The sequence below is a fragment of the Bradyrhizobium cenepequi genome, assembly GCF_020329485.1.
Classification (GTDB): domain Bacteria; phylum Pseudomonadota; class Alphaproteobacteria; order Rhizobiales; family Xanthobacteraceae; genus Bradyrhizobium; species Bradyrhizobium cenepequi.
The window spans coordinates 233516-249388 of record NZ_JAGKJI010000003.1; the positions used below are offsets into that span (position 1 = coordinate 233516).

Consider the following 15873-nt stretch of genomic DNA (forward strand, 5'->3'; position numbering starts at 1 on the left):
ATGGCTTAAAGGACAATATGCCCTCGAAAGCTGCCAAATCCCGACGGCTCCCTCCGCGCCCGCAGGCGGCGAGGCGGCGGATTGCGATTGTCGCTTTCCCTGGCGTGACGCTGCTCGATATCTCCGGCCCGGCGCAGGTGTTCGCCGAATTGGAGGCGATCGAATTGCCGGGCCCCGGATATTCACTTTCCTATCTGTCCACCTCGGGCGGACTGGTTTCGACCGATGTGGGGATGATGATCGACACCGTTCCGATCAGCAGCGTGCCGCCGCACCAGATCGACACGCTGGTGATCCCGGGCGGTCCTGGCATTTGGGAGATCCGCAAAGACGCTCGCTTGATGAAATGGATTTCGCAGGTGCTGCCACAGGCGCGCCGGATTGCCTCGGTCTGTCTCGGGGCTTTCGCGCTCGCCTGGACCGGTGTGCTGGACGGCAAGCGCGCTGCAACGCACTGGCGCTATTGCCCGCGGCTGCAGGACAGCTTTCCAGATGTTCGCGTCGAGCCCAATGCGATCTTCGTCAAGGACGGCCACGTGTGGTCATCGGCCGGCGTCAGCGCCGGCATCGACCTGGCGCTCGCCATGATCGAAGAGGATTTCGGCCATACGATTGCGCTCGATGTCGCCCGGCGACTGGTGGTGTTTCTGAAGCGGCCGGGTGGTCAGAGCCAGTTCTCGACGGTGCTTGCGGCGCAGGCTTCCGACGTCGAGGGTCGCTTCAGCGCGCTTCACGCCTGGATCATCGAAAACGTCGCCAGCGATCTCCGGGTGGAGACGTTGGCAGCGAAGGCCGGCATGACCCCGCGCACCTTCGCTCGCACCTATGCCAGCCGTACCGGCATGACGCCGGCAGTTGGCGTCGAGGCACTCCGCGTCGAAACCGCTCGGCTGTTGCTGGAGAGCCGGCAGATACGCGGCGTCGTGGAGGTCGCAAAACGTGCTGGCTTCGGCGACGACGAGCGAATGCGGCGCGCCTTCCTGCGGCATCTCGGCGTATCGCCGACCGAATATAGAAACCGCTTTTCGGGCGGTTGAGCCCTGGTTCTATCAGCAGACGGTCGCTGCAGGCGAATAGCAGCCTTTCGTTCGCGTCCGGGAATTATCCGCTCAAGGCGGTAGCTTTTGCTGCTTATCTGCGGCTAATGTGCCGGCCAAAACGGGAGAGAAACCACCATGAATGACGGGACCTCCATTGGGCCGGCGCGCAATGTCGAACTTGGGGCCAGCGGCGAAGAATATCAGAACCTGCACGAATTTGTCCGCAAGGCCCGCGCCAGGCTGAACCAGAACGCTTGGGATTACATCGTTGGTGCCTCCGAGACCGAGACCACGCTGCGGCGCAACCGGATGGCGCTGGACGAGATTGCATTCCGGCCGCGTGTGCTGCGCAACGTCGTTCACGTCGATACTTCAACGGAGGTGCTCGGGCGCAAATTGCGACTGCCGGTGATGCTCGCGCCGGTCGGTGCGCTCGAAATCTTCGATCCCGCGGCCGGGGCGGCGGTTGCCCGCGGCGCCGGCACATTCGGCGCGGCGCATATGCTGAGCTCAGTGTCCGAGCCCGGGCTTGAGAGTACCGCGAAAGCCGCCCCCGACGCCCTGCGCATTTTCCAGCTCTATGTCCGCGGGGATGATGCTTTCGTCGAGGACGTCGTCAGCCGCAGTGTTGCCAACGGCTATTCCGCGTTCTGCCTTACCGTCGATACCGCCCATTACAGCCGCCGCGAGCGCGATATTGCGAAGCGGTACGTTCGGGAAAGCCGTATTCGCGCCACCGGGGGCGACTTCCAGAAAGGGCTGGAATGGCGGACGGTGAAGTTGATCAAGGACAAGTTCAGGATACCGCTGATTATCAAGGGTATCGCCACCGCGGAAGATGCAGCCATCGCGCTCGATCACGGTGTCGACTGGATCTACGTGTCCAATCATGGAGGCCGTCAGCTTGATCACGGCCGTGGCGCCATGCAGGTCCTGCCGGAGATTGTCGAGGCGGTGAGGGGCCGCGCCAAGATCATGGTCGATGGCTCGTTCTGCCGCGGCACTGATATCGTGAAGGCGATTGCCTTGGGCGCCGATCTCGTCGGCATCGGCCGCCTGCAATGCTGGGCGCTGGCCGCCGCCGGCGAGCGGGGGATCGTCCGGATGCTGGATCTGTTGGAGGACGAGGTGATCCGCTGCCTCGGTCTGCTCGGCGTGACCAGCTTCGCCGAACTCGACAAGTCCTACCTGCATCCCGCGACGGCGACCAACCTGCCCGGCGTGTTCAGCGCGTTTCCATTGTTGGATATTGAGCCGTATCGCTACTAGCGGCAGCATTTCCGATCGGCGGAAGAGGCGAGGGAACGCGAAGGCGTCTGTCGCGTTATCGGAGCTATGCCCAGCGTCCGAGAAGCGGAACACGAGAATGCCGGAATAGTCGATGCGAATGGCAGATAACCCGTTCGCAGATTTCTCTCTCGAGAGAGCCATTGCGCTGCGCTGGGCGTTGCGGGACATCCAAGCCTGCCGCCTGAAGATGTCGCCTGCGAGCGACGAGGACCTGCGCGTCCTAAGCGAACTCGGTCTGATCGAGCTGCAGGACGAGGATACTGTTCTCACCCAAGCCGGCATGGCGGTGCTTGGTGGCTGATGATGCAGGCTTGGGCCGGCAAAAGCACCTCTAGCGGGCCTGCAGGAAGCTCTCATCCGAAGCGCAAGGCGTGCAGCGATAGGTGAGCACATCGTAAACCTGATCTCGCGGCTCGATCAATGCGAGGCTCATCTGAGCGCCGCATTTCATGCACGGCATTTCGATGCTGGTCTTGAATCGCGTGCAGGTCGGCGTCGGCCGGAATGTCCGCAGCATTGGATCCCCCATGTCCCCAAGAGACGCAACGCCACTAACCTGTGAACGAGCAACTCACCGAATCACTGTGCCACATTACAGCCATTATTGGAATCCGGTTCGATTCCGGAGCAGGTTGTCGCTGGGGTAGAACGGAAGCTTAGCGGCGACGTGCCACCGCGACGCCGAACAGGAATGCGACGAGCAGGCTCGTTAGCGGCGCTTCGCGGGTGATCGCGCTGATCGTGGAAAGCGTACCGCCGGGTTGACGCGAGGTTTTGATTGCGTCGCTGAGCCGGTCGATCGCAGCTCGGAGCCCGTCGGAAACTTCCGTAATCGTGCGCGATACGTCGGTTGCGGTGTCGATTGCGCGTTCGCCAAGGCTTGGCTGCAGCGGCGATTCGGGTGTTTCGAAATTCACGGCTCGAACCTCACGAGATCTGGACTGGCAGCGCAGGCTGCGCCTAAGGCTCTTCCCGGCGTTAGTCGACCAAATGCGTCAATGGCCAATTTGTTCCGCTGCATGCAGTCCAGTTCGGTCTGGTGAACGCGGAACCTCGGAGCCCGGCAGGGCTTTGTTTATTCGGCTAGACGCATTCGATGGAGAGGAGAAGAATCCTTTGGTCGGAAATCGTTCGAACCGGCACGGCGGAGTACCGCTCTTGGTGGCAATGGCGGTAGCAGCCGCCGGTGTGCTCGGCATATTGGTGGTCGATCATGGTCCATGGAGCAAGCCGAAGGTGCAGCCTGCCGAGACGGCCAACTATTCCACAACAGGCGAAGCGGCGCGGGCGGCAGGCGCTACGGTAATGCCGACGGAGCCGAAGCCGCCGATTGAGCCTGTTCCGCCCGGACCGAAGCCCGCGCACCCGGTCAACCCCAGGGTGCCGCAATAGGCCTCGAGGCTAGTCTCACTTTCCGCAGCGGAAATAATTGCTGCGGGCATTTTGTTGTCACAGCATGGGACCACCGATGTGCAGCCGGATCGCTGGCTCTGTGCCAGGTCGACATCGACGTTGACACGTCGGGCAAATCAGGGGCATAAGGACATCATTCGCAAACATTGTGAAGCCCGCGCGGAGAAATCTGCGGCGGGCTTTTTCTTTGGGTTTTTCTTCTTTGGGTTTTTCGAATCGGACGACGGCCTGCGCGTCGCGACGCCACATCTCCATGCCCGACGCCCCCGCGCGTCGCAAGCGCGCCGTCGTCCGAACCACTTTCACCGTCGATCGGCCGGCGCGCGAACGCGCCGGCCCGCGGCGTGGCGCCAACGTGCCACCGCCGCATGCGGCCCCCGACAACCCGAGGGGATAAGGTTCGCGCCCAAATGATCGCCGTCTCCCGGGCGATCTGCCGCAGCCCAAATACGTCACTGCGCGAAGCGACATGATTGAAATACTTCAGTCGCTTCATCGCCCCGCTTCGCCAGACAGCAGTTGAGAACGACGCTGACATGACCGCCTATCTGATATCGCCGACGCGCGCAGGGCTGGTCACCATCACGCTGTGCGAGGCGTTCGAATGAGTGTGGAGATCATCCGGTTCATTCGGCTGCCGCACCGCGACTGCGAACAAACCGACTTTCCGACCATTGCTTTCCTTTCAGCGCCGCCGGCCGATGGCGTCATCGAGAAGACAGACGCGCCGCCGGAGGAACTTCCTGATCTGCACGAGATTTAAGTGGCAAAGACCGTTACCGAGATCCGCTCGCTCGCACGCAGTCATACCAGAACGGCGCTCCGGGATATCTTCGCTCAGCCGTTGGCTGAACAACAGCTAATCCGTCGCGAGGAGATCGACGCTGCGGTTCTGAAGACGGTGGCGACGACCTTGATGTCGTTTGGCATCGAACAGGAGGATCGGCAGGAACTGCGCGCCGACCTACAATACCTTCGCCGCTGGCGCCGGAGCGTGGAGCAGGCGCAGACCTACACCTTGAAAGCGGTGATCACTGTTATTGCCACCGCGCTGCTTGCGGCGGTTTGGCTCGGGCTCGATTCGGCGCTCGGCAAATGACAACGCAATTGATCTAACATCGCAGAATATGGAGCGGAGTCCGCAAGCGGCGCACGATTGGGGAGACCCACGATGTGTCGAGGTCGATGGGCGATCGGGACGTCGCGGACTGTCTCAGCGTTCTTCGCGCCGTCTACCTCAAGTTCAACGATGGACATTGATGCCAGGCTTCGATGCTGCTGAGCCGTCGAACTTTGCTTTGCCTCTAGCACCATGAAGAGCGGCCAACAGCTGCGAACGGTCCGTAACCAGTTGGGCGCGCCCATACTCTTTGGGCTGGAATGGGCACGACCGGATCGACCGGCCGTATGTCAGAGACGTCTTGATTGACGCCGTTCAAGGGCTAAACTGCTGACGGTCTTGGCCACTTTGGAATCAGAACGGCCGAGCGGGAAAACGCCAATGGCAACAGCAGGCCGCACGCCCGATGGAAGCTCGCCTACCGAGCGGCAAGCAGAAGATTATGCGGCCATGGTTGCCCGCGCCAGGGCCCTCATTCCTGCACTTTGCGAGCGAGCGGCAAGGACCGAGGAATTACGACGCCTGCCGCCGGAAACCGAGTACGACCTGCATAGCGCCGGCCTGTATCGGATCCTGCAGCCGAAGCGCGTCGGCGGCGCGGAGCTCGACTACGTCGCGCTGATCGATTGTGCCGATGCGCTGGGGCAGGGCGATGCTTCCGTAGCGTGGAATTTCGCCAACCTTGCGAGCCACCACTGGATGCTCGGGATGTTCGATCCACAGGCGCAGGATGTGGTCTGGCGCAAGGAACCCAACGCGCTGATTGCGTCCTCCTTCATATTCCCCGCCGGCCGCGCGCGGAAGGTCGACGGAGGCCACGTGCTGACCGGAAGCTGGCCATTCTCGTCGGGTGTCGAATCTTGCGAATGGAATATGCTTGGCAGCGTCGTCTCCTCCGATGACGAGGCCGATGGAGTCGAATATCGGATCTTCCTGCTCAACCGGCGAGACTACAGGATCAAGGATATCTGGAACGCGACCGGCCTGCGTGGGACCGGATCGAACGAGGTCGAGGTTGAGGAAGCCTTTGTCGCAAATGTGATGTCGATCGCGGTGAGCGATCTCACGGGCGGGCCGACACCTGGCAGGTCGGTCAACCCGAACCCGCTCTACGCATTGCCGGTATTCGCGCTGTTTCCCTATGTCCTGTCAGGCGTTGCTCTCGGCAATGCGCAGGCCTGTCTCGACGACTATATCGAGATCGCCCGCCACCGCGTTTCGACCTCCAATCGCGCCAAGCTTGGCGATATGCAGAGCACACAGATCAAGATCGCGGAAGCTTCCGCCAAGATCGACGCGGCGCGCCTGATCATGCGAGCAAACTGCATTGGCGCGATGGCGAATGCACGGAGCGGCCATATCTCCGATATCGCCGCCAAGACCAGGCTGCGGCGTGATGGCGCTTTCTCGGTCAATCTCTGTAGCGAGGCGGTGTCGCTGTTGTTTGCCGCGAGCGGAGCGCGCAGCCTTTTCACGTCAGGTACGTTGCAGCGGCAGTTTCGCGACGCCCATGCGGTCAATTCACACCTTGCCTTCAATTTCGATGCGGCAGGGACCAACTATGGACGTGTGGCGCTAGGCTTGCCGTCCGAAAATCTGACGCTCTGAGGTTCACCGGATGTCTGACGTACCCAAGCATCCGGCCGACCCGGCCAACGAATTTGCCAGCGGCAACTCGCCGATCGACCCACGGGATTTTCGGAATGCCTTGGGCACATTCGCAACCGGCGTCACAATCGTCACAGCGATGGCCGCGGACGGCAAACCATATGGCGTCACCTGCAACTCCTTTGCGTCGGTGTCGCTAAATCCGCCGCTGGTGTTGTGGAGCCTTGGCCTGTTCTCGCAGGGCCTGCCTATCTTCCAGAATGCGAGCCACTTCACGGTCAATGTACTTGGTGCATCCCAGCAGGCATTGGCGTCGCAATTTGCAAAATCCGTAGCCGACAAATTTGCTGGCGTGAGCTGGACGCCCGGATTGGGGAATGCGCCCGTCATCGCCGAAAGTGTCGCCAACTTTCAATGTCGTGCCGTCAATCGCTATCATGGTGGCGATCACGTCATATTCTTGGGTGCGGTCGAGGCCTATTCCTACAACCGCCATGATCCCTTGCTGTTTGCGCGCGGGACGTTCGGTCGCTTTCTCGCAGACGAAGGCGGCAAATAGACCGGGATAGCCTCGGGTGACGAAGCCCGGGATGCACGGCAGCGCTCCACCAAATCGGCGCGGTCACTTTGGAAGCGGCAGCCGAAATTAGTTAAGTTTGTCGTAGAGTTGTCGAACCGGTCGCACGTGTCCTGCAAGTGGCAGGCGCAGACGAGAGCTACCTGCGCGAGACAAGAAATGGTCTTTAGACGGCTGGCTTCCCACGTCAGGGTCGGAGCGGTACACTCACACTGACGTGGAAAGCCGTTTTTCGGTTGAAAAGCCGGTTTCGGTTGCTTACGGAAGAACCACATCCCAAGCAGTTTTTGCTTTCGGAGTTGTAACGAGCGTGCCCCAGGATAAAACGGGCGAGACTCGCGGATTTTCGACCAGCAAATTGTCGGTCCTCCGCAAACATCCGTATTTTGTCGATCTCGAACCCGAGGCGTTCGAGCAGCTCTGTCGCTACGCCAAGCACACGACGCTGAAACGTGGGGCTGCGATCTTCTCGAAGGGAGATCCAGGCACAAGCCTGTTTGCAGTCATATCGGGCACGGTGAAAATCAGCATCTCCTCGCCTGATGGCCGCAACGCGATCCTGAACTTGATCGAGGCCGGGGAGATCTTCGGCGAGATCGCAGTGCTCGATGCAGGGTCGCGGACGGCCGACGCTACCGCAAACAGCAATTGCGAGCTTTTCATTATTGATCGGCGCGAATTCATTCCCTTCGTCCGCAGCCAGCCCGCGCTTGCGATGAAGTTCATCGAACTGCTGTGCGGACGGCTGCGCTGGACCAGCGATCAAGTCGAACAGGTTATCCTTCAAGATCTGCCCGGTCGGCTCGCCAGCGCCTTGCTTCGCCTTACTGAAAAGCACAAGCCTGAGCCGCAAAGTCGTGTCATTGCCATCACCCAACAAGAGATCAGTGAGATGGTCGGCATGACCCGTGAAAGCATCAACAAACAGCTTCGGGTTTGGGCCACGCGTGGCTGGGTGCGGCTCGAGCATGGCGCGATCGTGGTGCTGAAGCCGGAAGAACTACAGACGCTAGTCGATTCTGGATCGGAAAACGGCAGCGAATAGCTTCGCTCCGTGATATCTCTCACAAGTCGGTGAGCTCGTGGCACCTGTGAGGCTGTTCACAGGGGGCCGGCGTGCGTCGCGCTAACCGAGGCATTGCGGACCACATCCGCAATGTGGAGAGACTCATGCACGACTCATTCGAGCCGCCTGATGACGATCAGAACATCTATCAAAGCTGGAGCATCAAGCTTATTGCTTTGCCGTTGCTCATCGTCATTGCTCTGATCGGCATGGTGGTTAGTCATCCATCGGCCGTGAATTGGGTCTCGGATACGGCGCAAGCCGAATCTGTCGGCCCAGACTTCGTCGGTCCGGACATCGTACCGGACGATCCCCGGCCGACACGACTTGCGCAGCCGACAATGCGATTCCGCACGATCCGTGGCGATTGACGTCGGCGCTTCGCGGAACCTGGTTTGGCCCCGCTGTACGGCTTATGCCCTGTCTCGCACTCAAATTCCCGACAAATCCCCCTCGGCGGGACCGGAATTTGATGTTACCTATTTGACATGAACGAACGCGCCAAGATCGAAATTCGCCATTCAACCTGTCCGCACGATTGCCCGTCGGCCTGTGCGCTCGACATCGAGGTGATCGAGGAACGCTCGATTGGTCGGGTCCGCGGCTCAAAATTACAGACCTATACGGCGGGTGTCGTCTGCGCCAAGGTTGCGCGTTACGCCGAGCGTATCCACCATCCCGAGCGGCTGCTTTACCCAATGCGGCGAACCGGGCCGAAGGGCTTGGGCCAGTTTGCCCGGATCTCCTGGGACGAGGCGCTAGACGAGATCGTCGCGCGCTTCGATGCGGCCGAACGCGAATTCGGCGCCGAATCGGTCTGGCCCTATTACTACGCTGGCACCATGGGGCTCGTGATGCGCGATGGCATCAATCGCCTCGCGCATGTCAAAAAATACTCCCGCTTCTATTCCACGATTTGCGCGAACATCGCGCGTGTCGGATTTTCGGTCGGTACCGGCAAGATCGCGGGCGTCGATCCGCGTGAAATGGGCGTCTCCGACCTCGTCGTGATCTGGGGAACCAACCCGGTGAACACCCAGGTCAACGTCATGACGCACGCCATGCGCGCCAGGAAAGAGCGGGGCGCCAAGGTTGCCGCGATCGACATCTACAACAATGATACGGTGAAGCAGGCTGACGTGAAGATCATCCTGCGGCCTGGTACGGACGCTGCTTTCGCCTGCGGCGTCATGCATGTGCTGTTTCGCGAAGGATACGCGGATCGCGCCTACATGGATCGCTATACGGACTGCCCGGACGAATTGGAGGCGCATCTCGCCAACAGGACGCCCCAATGGGCTTCGTCGATATCAGGCGTGCCGGTGGAGGAGATCGAGGCTTTCGCCCGTCTGGTCGGCCAGACCAAACGCTCGTTCTTCCGCTTGGGCTACGGCTTCACGCGAAGCCGAAATGGCGCGGCGCAAATGCATGCGGCGCTCTGCATCCCGGCAGTGACCGGTGCCTGGCAATATGAAGGTGGCGGTGCGTTCTTCAACAATGCCGCAATCTGGAGATTCGACGAGTCCGTGATCGAGGGGCATGAAGCGATCGACCGCACCACGCGCTGGCTCGATCAGTCGAGGATTGGACGTATCCTGACCGGCGACGCCGAGGCCTTGAAGGGCGGACCGCCGGTCAAGGCGATGCTGATCCAGAACACCAATCCGATGACCGTGGCGCCGGAGCAGACGCTGGTGCGCAAAGGGTTTGCCCGCGACGACTTGTTCGTGGCCGTCCACGAGCAGTTCATGACCGAGACGGCGGCCACGGCCGATATCGTCCTGCCCGCGACAATGTTCATGGAGCACGATGATCTCTATTACGGCGGCGGTCATCAGCACATCTCGGTTGGGCCCAAGCTGATCGAGCCTCCAGGCGAATGCCGCAGCAACCATCAAGTAATTCAGGCGCTGGGGAGCCGCCTCAATGCGCTCCATCCCGGCTTTGAGATGTCGCCGCGTGAATTGATCGACGTGACGCTGAAGAAGAGCGGCCATGGTGATATCGAGAGGCTGGAGGCGGATTTGTGGCGTGACATCCAGCCGGATTTCCGTACCTCGCACTACCTCGACGGCTTTGCACATGCGGACAAGAAGTTCCACTTCAAGGCCGATTGGGCCCGCCCGCCTTTCGGAATCGCCGGTCTCGGCCCATGGGACCAGATGCCGTCGCTACCCGATCATTGGACCATTATTGAGGAGGCCGACACGGAGCATCCGTTCCGGCTCGCGACCTCGCCGTCACGGAGCTATCTCAACACGAGTTTCAATGAGACGCCGGGATCCCGGGCCCGCGAGGGTAAGCCGGCGGTGATGATCCATCCGGACGACGCTGCCGCCCTTTCGATTGCTGACGGCGATGCGGTGACGCTTGGCAATATGCGCGGCGAAACGACGCTAACGGCAAGACTGTTCGATGGCTTGCGCCGCGGGGTGCTGATCGCCGAATCCATCCATCCAAACAAGGCCCATATCGGTGGCCGTGGCATCAATATGCTGACTGGTGCCGAGACGGTCGCCCCCGTTGGTGGGGCCGCATTCCACGACAACAAGGTCTGGATCAGGAAGGCTGAGGTTTCGGCTTAAATCGCTCTTGCAGTCGGCCGCGGTCCTGCCGCAAATGGTTGCCGGAGACGGTAAGAACAGGCGGGCAACATGACCGAGAGCAGCAGTGTGATCCTGGAGAAGCGGAGCCAGGCGTTCTGGATCACGATCAACCGGCCGGACAAGCGCAACGCCCTCAATGGCGACGTGATCGCAGGTATCGCAAGAGGCTACCGCGATGCTCATGCTGACAGCGAGGTTCGCGTCATCGTGCTGACGGGAGCAGGCGACAAGGCCTTTTGCGCCGGGGCCGACCTGCAGAACAGCGGCGCCGCCTTCGCGATGGATTATGCCAAGCCGAACGTCGACTACGCCGATCTGTTGCGGCTCTCGCAAAATTCGACCAAACCCGCGATCGCGCGCGTAGGCGGCGTGTGCATGGCCGGCGGCATGGGCCTGCTATGTATGACCGACATGGCCGTGGCCGCCGACCACGTGATCTTCGGCCTTCCGGAGGTGAAGGTCGGCGTCTTCCCGATGCAGGTGATGAGCGTTTTGCAGTCGATGGCGCCCCCACGCCTTGTCAACGAATGGGCGCTGACCGGCGAGCCCTTTGACGCCAAGGCCGCGCAGGCCGCAGGGCTGCTGAACTATGTGGTGCCGGCCACCGAGCTTGACGCGAAGGTCGAGTGGTTGATCGGCCGCATCGTCGACAAGTCGCCGACCGCGATCCGGCGTGGCAAATACGCTATGCGCGCGATCGCCTCGATGTCATTCGATGAGAGCATCGCCTATACTGAGAGCCAGATCGCCCTCTTGGCCATGACCGAGGATGCCAAGGAGGGCCTCAAGGCGTTCAGCGAAAAGCGCAAGCCCTCCTGGCCCGGTCGATAAAAGCCGATCCAGGAAAGGGCCGCCGGCTCGGAACGCTGTCCGCCTAGCCCGGATTTGCCTTCAGCCCTGCTGCTTCGATGCCCGCGATCGCGCAGATCTCGTCATTGTCCGAGGTGTCACCGCTCACGCCAACGGCACCCAGCAGGGCGGTGCCATCCAGAATGAGTACGCCGCCGGGCACCGGTACCAGGCGGCCCTGCGCCAGCGCATTGACGGCGCCGATGAAATAAGCCTGCTCTTGTGCGCGCTGAAACAATGCCCGTGACCCCATGCCGAGGGCCAGTGCACCGTAGGCTTTGCCATGCGCGATCTCGGCGCGCATCAGGCTGGTCCCGTCCTGCGCTGCGGTGAGCTTGATGGCGCCGCGCACATCGAGAATGGTGATGACAAGCGGCTTGAGTTTCTTCTCGAGCGCCTTGGCAAGCGCGGCGTCGAGGATCTTTCGTGCAACATCAAGCGTAAGCTCAGTCATGAGGGAGTTCCTTTGCGGGGGAGGAGAGGCTTTCGGCTTTTGCACGATCCAGGCTCATGGCGAGCACGCGCGCAACATGGAACGGGGGACGTGCAGTGCCATCCCTGATCTGGTGTCGGCACGAGGTGCCGTCAGCAACGATCAGCGTCGTATCGTCGGCGCGGCGGACGGTGGGAAGGAGAGAGAGTTCAGCCATATCGATCGAGGCCTGGTAGGTGTCGGCGCCATAGCCGAACGCGCCGGCCATGCCACAACAGCTGGACTCGATACTTTCGACAGTCAGGTCCGGGACAAGGCGCAGCACTTTTTCGACCGGTTTGAACGCGCCGAATGATTTCTGATGGCAGTGGCCATGAACCAGGGCTTTGTCGGCAATGGCGCCAAGCGGTAGCCGCAAGCGGCCCGCCTCGCCTTCGCGTACCAAGAACTCCTCGAAGAGGAGGGCATGGACGCTGATGTTTCTTGCAACCTCGTCGGAACGCAATGAGAGCAGTTCGTCGCGCAGCGTCAAGAGGCAACTCGGCTCGAGACCGACGATCGGCACTCCGCGCGCTGCGAAAGGAGCGTATGTGGCGACCAGCCTATCCAATTCGATACGAGCCTGATCGACCATACCGGCCGAGAGAAAGGTGCGCCCACAGCAAAGTGGCCGGGCGCGATCGATGGGCCCCGGAAGATGAACGCGATAGCCGCCCTCCACGAGCACACGCAAGGCGGCATCGAGGTTCTCGCGCTCATAGATGCGGTTGAAGGTATCGGCGAACAGCACCACTTCATGGCCCCCTTCCGCACCAAAGACTTCCGCCTCTGTCTTGAAGACATCGCGCCGGAATGCCGGCAGCGACCGCTTCGAACTGATGCCGGCGAACCTCTCGAACAGCGCGCGGAGAGAGCGGCTGCTGTTGCGCCAATTCGCAAGCGGCGCGAAGCGGGACGCTAGACCCGCATAGCGCGGCAAATAGCCAATCAGCCGGTCGCGGAGCGAGAGCCTGTGTTTCGCCGCCCGCGCAGCCAACACCTCGATCTTCATTTTTGCCATGTCGACCCCGGTCGGACATTCATGTCGACAGGCCTTGCAGGAGACGCAGAGTTTCAGCGTCTCCATCATCTCGTCCGATGAAAGCGCGTCGGGTCCGAGCTGCCCGGAGATGGCCAGCCGCAACGTGTTGGCGCGTCCACGCGTGACGTCCTTCTCGTTTCGGGTCGCACGATAGGACGGGCACATCACGCCGCCCTCGAGCTTCCGACAAGCGCCGTTATTGTTGCACATCTCGACGGCGCCTTGGAAACCCCCGCCGGCGCCGGGGTAAGCCGACCAGTCAAGTACTGTCTTCAGCTCGTTGACCTTGTACTGCGGCGAGTAGCGGAACAACGAACGGTCATCCATCCTTGGCGGATCGACGATCTTTCCGGGGTTAAGCACGTCGTTCGGATCGAACCGGTGTTTGACTTCTTTGAAATCGGCGACAATGCGCGAGCCGAACATCGTCTCGTGAAATTCCGACCGAACCAGCCCGTCGCCATGCTCGCCGGAATGGGAGCCCTTGTATTCGCGCACCAAGGCAAACGCCTCTTCGGCGATGGCGCGCATCGCCTTGACGTCCTTTTCGAGCTTGAGATTAAGGACGGGGCGGACATGCAGGCAGCCTTCGGAGGCGTGAGCATACATCGTGCCGCTCGTGCCACGCTTGGCGAACACGGCATTAAGCCGGTCGGTGTAATCAGCGAGATGCGGCAACGGCACCGCGCAATCCTCGACGAAGGAGACCGGCTTGCCTTCCTGCTTCATCGACATCATGACGTTGAGGCCAGCGGCACGGAAGTCAGCGATAGCACCTTGCAGGGCGGGTTCGACGATCTCGACCACGCCACCCCATTTGCGCGGAGGCTTGTCCCAGCCGAAGCCGAGATCGCCCATCAACTCGCCGAGTTGCTTCAGCCGCGCGAGATTTTCAGCCTGGTCCTCCTCAGCGAATTCCACGACCAGGATCGCATCGGGATCACCGCGCACGGCGGCGGCGATGACCGGTTTGAACATCGCGATATCGCGGCCGAGCGCGATCATGGTGCGGTCGACCAGTTCGACTGCGATCGGCCGTAGCTTGACCAGATGCTGGGCCGCATCCATTGCTTCGTAGAAGCTACCGAAATGGCAGACGCCCAGCACCTTGTTGCGGATTATCGGCCAGAGCTTGAGCTCGACCTTGGTGGTGAACGCGAGAGTACCTTCGGAGCCCACCAACAAATGCGCCAAGTTGTTCGGCGCATTGCGCGGCACCAGCGCATCGAGATTGTAGCCGCCGACCCGGCGCTGCACCTTCGGGAATCTGTCCGCGATTTCGGCCGCGTCACGCTCGCCGAGATCAAGCATGTCGCGGAACAGTGCGAGTCCGCTGTCCGGTGAGTTCACCCGCCCCAGATCCCGCGGCACTTCGCCGAAGTGCAGGAGTGTGCCGTCGGCAAGCGCAGCATCCATCGACAGCGTATTGTCGCGCATGGTGCCGTAACGCAGCGAACGTCCACCGCAGGAATTGTTGCCCGCCATGCCGCCGATGGTGGCGCGCGAGGCGGTGGAGACATCGACCGGAAACCACAGCCCGTGCTTCCTGAGCTGGCGGTTGAGATCGTCGAGCACGATGCCCGGCTCGACGACGCAGGTCCGATTCTGCACGTCCAGCGAGAGGATTCTGTTCAGGTGCCGGGAGAAATCGATCACGATACCGTGGTTAACGGTTTGGCCGCATTGCGAGGTGCCGCCGCCACGGGGGGTCACGATCCGGCCGGCGTCGCGCGCGATCGTCAGCGCCCGTAGTGCCTCGTCCATGGTTCGGGGAACCACCACGCCCTCGGGGACGATCTGATAGAACGAGGCGTCCGTCGCATAGCGTCCGCGGCTGAAGGCGTCGAAAAGGACGTCGCCGGTGATGTTTGACCGGAGCTGGCGTTCAAGCGGTGACGCGTTCTTCATCCCAAGTCTCGTGGTCCAGGAGGGCCGTTCCGCAAACCTCCAACCAATAGATGCAATCTATGTCTGGTTGGCGCCAATTATGAATTCATAATGCGCCAAGAGCTAACCGTCGACAGCTTCGGTGGCCAGGCCTTCCGGTGTGCTGCCGAGGTACTCGACTGCCGCAGTCCGCTTGTTGCGCAGATGCTGGAACAGGGTGTCGCTCAACTCGCTACCGGCCCGGCGGCGCAGCGCGTCCAGGATCGCCTCGTGCTCGCGCATCGCCTCGGCCCAGCGCTGCCGCTTCCGCGCGAAGTTGGCGGAGTAGCGAACGCGGCGGATCCGGCCGGCCAAGTTAGCATAGGTGGTGCGCAAGGTTTCATTACGGGAGGCTGCGACGATCCGCTCGTGGATGCGCTGGTTGACCTGAAAATAATTGTGCATGTCGCGGTGCAGGTAGTAGCCGTACATCTCGTAGTGCAGGCGCTCGATCTCGGCGATTTCCTCATCGGTGATGGTTTCGCAGGCAAGCCGCCCGGCGAGGCTTTCCAGGCCGCCCATCACGTCAAACAGCTCTTCGAGATCCCGCTTACCCAGCCGGCGCACGCGCGCCCCCCGGTTGGGCAATAGCTCTATCAGCCCCTCCGCGGCCAACACCTTGAGGGCCTCGCGAAGGGGGGTGCGGGAAATTCCGAATAGCTCGCACAGCTGCCGTTCGGGGACCCGCCCGCCGTCTGGGATGTTGCCTTCGACTACATAGTCGCGAAGGCGCGACAGGATCTCCCCATGAAGCGAGGATTCGGGGCGATCGGGGCCGCCATTGTCGGCGATTTTGGCGATTGGCTCCCCGGATTCGGGAATCGTCGATTTCATAGGGCCAACAATAATTTGCTGAGCCATCGG

Annotated in this window: 18 protein-coding genes; 13 read left to right on the plus strand and 5 right to left on the minus strand. The window is 61.4% G+C overall.

Translation table 11 applies throughout. The features are described 5' to 3' along the window. Positions 1-17: 17 nt before the first annotated feature. The 3 genes from J6497_RS06530 to J6497_RS06540 all read left to right on the plus strand — a co-directional run bounded on the left by J6497_RS06530 (position 18) and on the right by J6497_RS06540 (position 2631). Positions 18-1037: a GlxA family transcriptional regulator gene (locus J6497_RS06530; protein WP_225703424.1), complete on the plus strand. Its 1020-nt coding sequence runs from the start codon at positions 18-20 to the stop codon at positions 1035-1037. Between the two features lie 138 nt (positions 1038-1175). Further along, positions 1176-2309 (plus strand): alpha-hydroxy acid oxidase, encoded by a 1134-nt coding sequence (locus J6497_RS06535; protein ID WP_225703425.1) that lies wholly within the window; start codon positions 1176-1178, stop codon positions 2307-2309. Positions 2310-2421: 112 nt separating this feature from the next. Next, entirely contained in the window at positions 2422-2631 is a 210-nt protein-coding gene (locus J6497_RS06540) for a hypothetical protein (protein ID WP_225703426.1), read from the plus strand. Positions 2632-2661: 30 nt separating this feature from the next. Here the strand turns inward: J6497_RS06540 and J6497_RS06545 are convergent, their stop codons facing one another. Both J6497_RS06545 and J6497_RS06550 read right to left on the minus strand, forming a co-directional pair. Continuing rightward, positions 2662-2847, minus strand: a complete 186-nt coding sequence (locus J6497_RS06545) for a hypothetical protein (protein WP_225703427.1) — start codon at positions 2845-2847, stop codon at positions 2662-2664. 139 nt (positions 2848-2986) lie between these two features. Continuing rightward, positions 2987-3247 carry a hypothetical protein gene (locus tag J6497_RS06550; protein WP_225703428.1) on the minus strand — a complete coding sequence of 87 codons (261 nt, stop codon included), beginning with the start codon at positions 3245-3247 and terminating at the stop codon, positions 2987-2989. A 250-nt stretch (positions 3248-3497) separates the two neighbouring features. On the opposite strand from J6497_RS06550, the gene J6497_RS06555 reads away from it, so the two are divergent. The 10 genes from J6497_RS06555 (at position 3498) to J6497_RS06595 (ending at position 11551) form a co-directional block, all read left to right on the plus strand. After that, positions 3498-3722: a hypothetical protein gene (locus J6497_RS06555; RefSeq protein ID WP_225703521.1), complete on the plus strand. Its 225-nt coding sequence runs from the start codon at positions 3498-3500 to the stop codon at positions 3720-3722. 494 nt (positions 3723-4216) lie between these two features. Further along, positions 4217-4351 (plus strand): hypothetical protein, encoded by a 135-nt coding sequence (locus tag J6497_RS41180; protein ID WP_283844392.1) that lies wholly within the window; start codon positions 4217-4219, stop codon positions 4349-4351. Continuing rightward, positions 4348-4506, plus strand: coding sequence for a hypothetical protein (locus J6497_RS06560; RefSeq protein ID WP_225703429.1), 159 nt, complete (start codon positions 4348-4350; stop codon positions 4504-4506). The genes J6497_RS41180 and J6497_RS06560 overlap by 4 nt, the downstream gene beginning before the upstream one ends. Before the next feature lie 66 nt (positions 4507-4572). Next, entirely contained in the window at positions 4573-4842 is a 270-nt protein-coding gene (locus J6497_RS06565; protein WP_376708172.1) for a hypothetical protein, read from the plus strand. Between the two features lie 402 nt (positions 4843-5244). Further along, positions 5245-6471 (plus strand): acyl-CoA dehydrogenase family protein, encoded by a 1227-nt coding sequence (locus tag J6497_RS06570; RefSeq protein ID WP_225703431.1) that lies wholly within the window; start codon positions 5245-5247, stop codon positions 6469-6471. 10 nt (positions 6472-6481) lie between these two features. Then, on the plus strand, positions 6482-7030 hold the full coding sequence (locus J6497_RS06575) for a flavin reductase family protein (RefSeq protein ID WP_225703432.1): 549 nt from the start codon (positions 6482-6484) through the stop codon (positions 7028-7030). Between the two features lie 328 nt (positions 7031-7358). Continuing rightward, positions 7359-8093, plus strand: coding sequence for a Crp/Fnr family transcriptional regulator (locus J6497_RS06580; RefSeq protein WP_225703522.1), 735 nt, complete (start codon positions 7359-7361; stop codon positions 8091-8093). Positions 8094-8164: 71 nt separating this feature from the next. Continuing rightward, entirely contained in the window at positions 8165-8485 is a 321-nt protein-coding gene (locus J6497_RS06585; RefSeq protein ID WP_225703433.1) for a hypothetical protein, read from the plus strand. A 117-nt stretch (positions 8486-8602) separates the two neighbouring features. Next, a complete protein-coding gene (locus tag J6497_RS06590) occupies positions 8603-10699 on the plus strand; it encodes a molybdopterin oxidoreductase family protein (RefSeq protein WP_225703434.1) in 2097 nt (698 codons plus the stop codon). Positions 10700-10768: 69 nt separating this feature from the next. Then, the gene (locus J6497_RS06595; RefSeq protein WP_225703435.1) at positions 10769-11551 is read left to right on the plus strand and encodes an enoyl-CoA hydratase/isomerase family protein; all 783 of its coding nucleotides are present in this window, start codon (positions 10769-10771) and stop codon (positions 11549-11551) included. A 43-nt stretch (positions 11552-11594) separates the two neighbouring features. Here the strand turns inward: J6497_RS06595 and J6497_RS06600 are convergent, their stop codons facing one another. The 3 genes from J6497_RS06600 to J6497_RS06610 form a co-directional block, all read right to left on the minus strand. Then, on the minus strand, positions 11595-12023 hold the full coding sequence (locus J6497_RS06600) for a GlcG/HbpS family heme-binding protein (RefSeq protein ID WP_225703436.1): 429 nt from the start codon (positions 12021-12023) through the stop codon (positions 11595-11597). Then, the gene (locus tag J6497_RS06605; protein WP_225703437.1) at positions 12016-14991 is read right to left on the minus strand and encodes an FAD-binding and (Fe-S)-binding domain-containing protein; all 2976 of its coding nucleotides are present in this window, start codon (positions 14989-14991) and stop codon (positions 12016-12018) included. Before J6497_RS06605 ends, J6497_RS06600 begins: the two co-directional genes overlap by 8 nt. Positions 14992-15093: 102 nt before the next feature. Next, entirely contained in the window at positions 15094-15843 is a 750-nt protein-coding gene (locus J6497_RS06610) for a GntR family transcriptional regulator (RefSeq protein ID WP_225703438.1), read from the minus strand. Positions 15844-15873 lie beyond the last annotated feature (30 nt).

What these genes read in the sequence shown, in the direction of transcription:
- J6497_RS06535 (WP_225703425.1), top strand. Translation starts at nt 1,176, where the DNA reads ATGAATGACGGGACCTCCATTGGGCCGGCGCGCAATGTCGAACTTGGG.
- J6497_RS06605 (WP_225703437.1), bottom strand. Translation starts at nt 14,991, where the DNA reads ATGAAGAACGCGTCACCGCTTGAACGCCAGCTCCGGTCAAACATCACC.
- J6497_RS06555 (WP_225703521.1), top strand. Translation starts at nt 3,498, where the DNA reads ATGGCGGTAGCAGCCGCCGGTGTGCTCGGCATATTGGTGGTCGATCAT.
- J6497_RS06560 (WP_225703429.1), top strand. Translation starts at nt 4,348, where the DNA reads ATGAGTGTGGAGATCATCCGGTTCATTCGGCTGCCGCACCGCGACTGC.
- J6497_RS06540 (WP_225703426.1), top strand. Translation starts at nt 2,422, where the DNA reads ATGCGAATGGCAGATAACCCGTTCGCAGATTTCTCTCTCGAGAGAGCC.
- J6497_RS06530 (WP_225703424.1), top strand. Translation starts at nt 18, where the DNA reads ATGCCCTCGAAAGCTGCCAAATCCCGACGGCTCCCTCCGCGCCCGCAG.
- J6497_RS06570 (WP_225703431.1), top strand. Translation starts at nt 5,245, where the DNA reads ATGGCAACAGCAGGCCGCACGCCCGATGGAAGCTCGCCTACCGAGCGG.
- J6497_RS06610 (WP_225703438.1), bottom strand. Translation starts at nt 15,843, where the DNA reads ATGAAATCGACGATTCCCGAATCCGGGGAGCCAATCGCCAAAATCGCC.
- J6497_RS06600 (WP_225703436.1), bottom strand. Translation starts at nt 12,023, where the DNA reads ATGACTGAGCTTACGCTTGATGTTGCACGAAAGATCCTCGACGCCGCG.
- J6497_RS06590 (WP_225703434.1), top strand. Translation starts at nt 8,603, where the DNA reads ATGAACGAACGCGCCAAGATCGAAATTCGCCATTCAACCTGTCCGCAC.
- J6497_RS06575 (WP_225703432.1), top strand. Translation starts at nt 6,482, where the DNA reads ATGTCTGACGTACCCAAGCATCCGGCCGACCCGGCCAACGAATTTGCC.
- J6497_RS06595 (WP_225703435.1), top strand. Translation starts at nt 10,769, where the DNA reads ATGACCGAGAGCAGCAGTGTGATCCTGGAGAAGCGGAGCCAGGCGTTC.
- J6497_RS06545 (WP_225703427.1), bottom strand. Translation starts at nt 2,847, where the DNA reads ATGCTGCGGACATTCCGGCCGACGCCGACCTGCACGCGATTCAAGACC.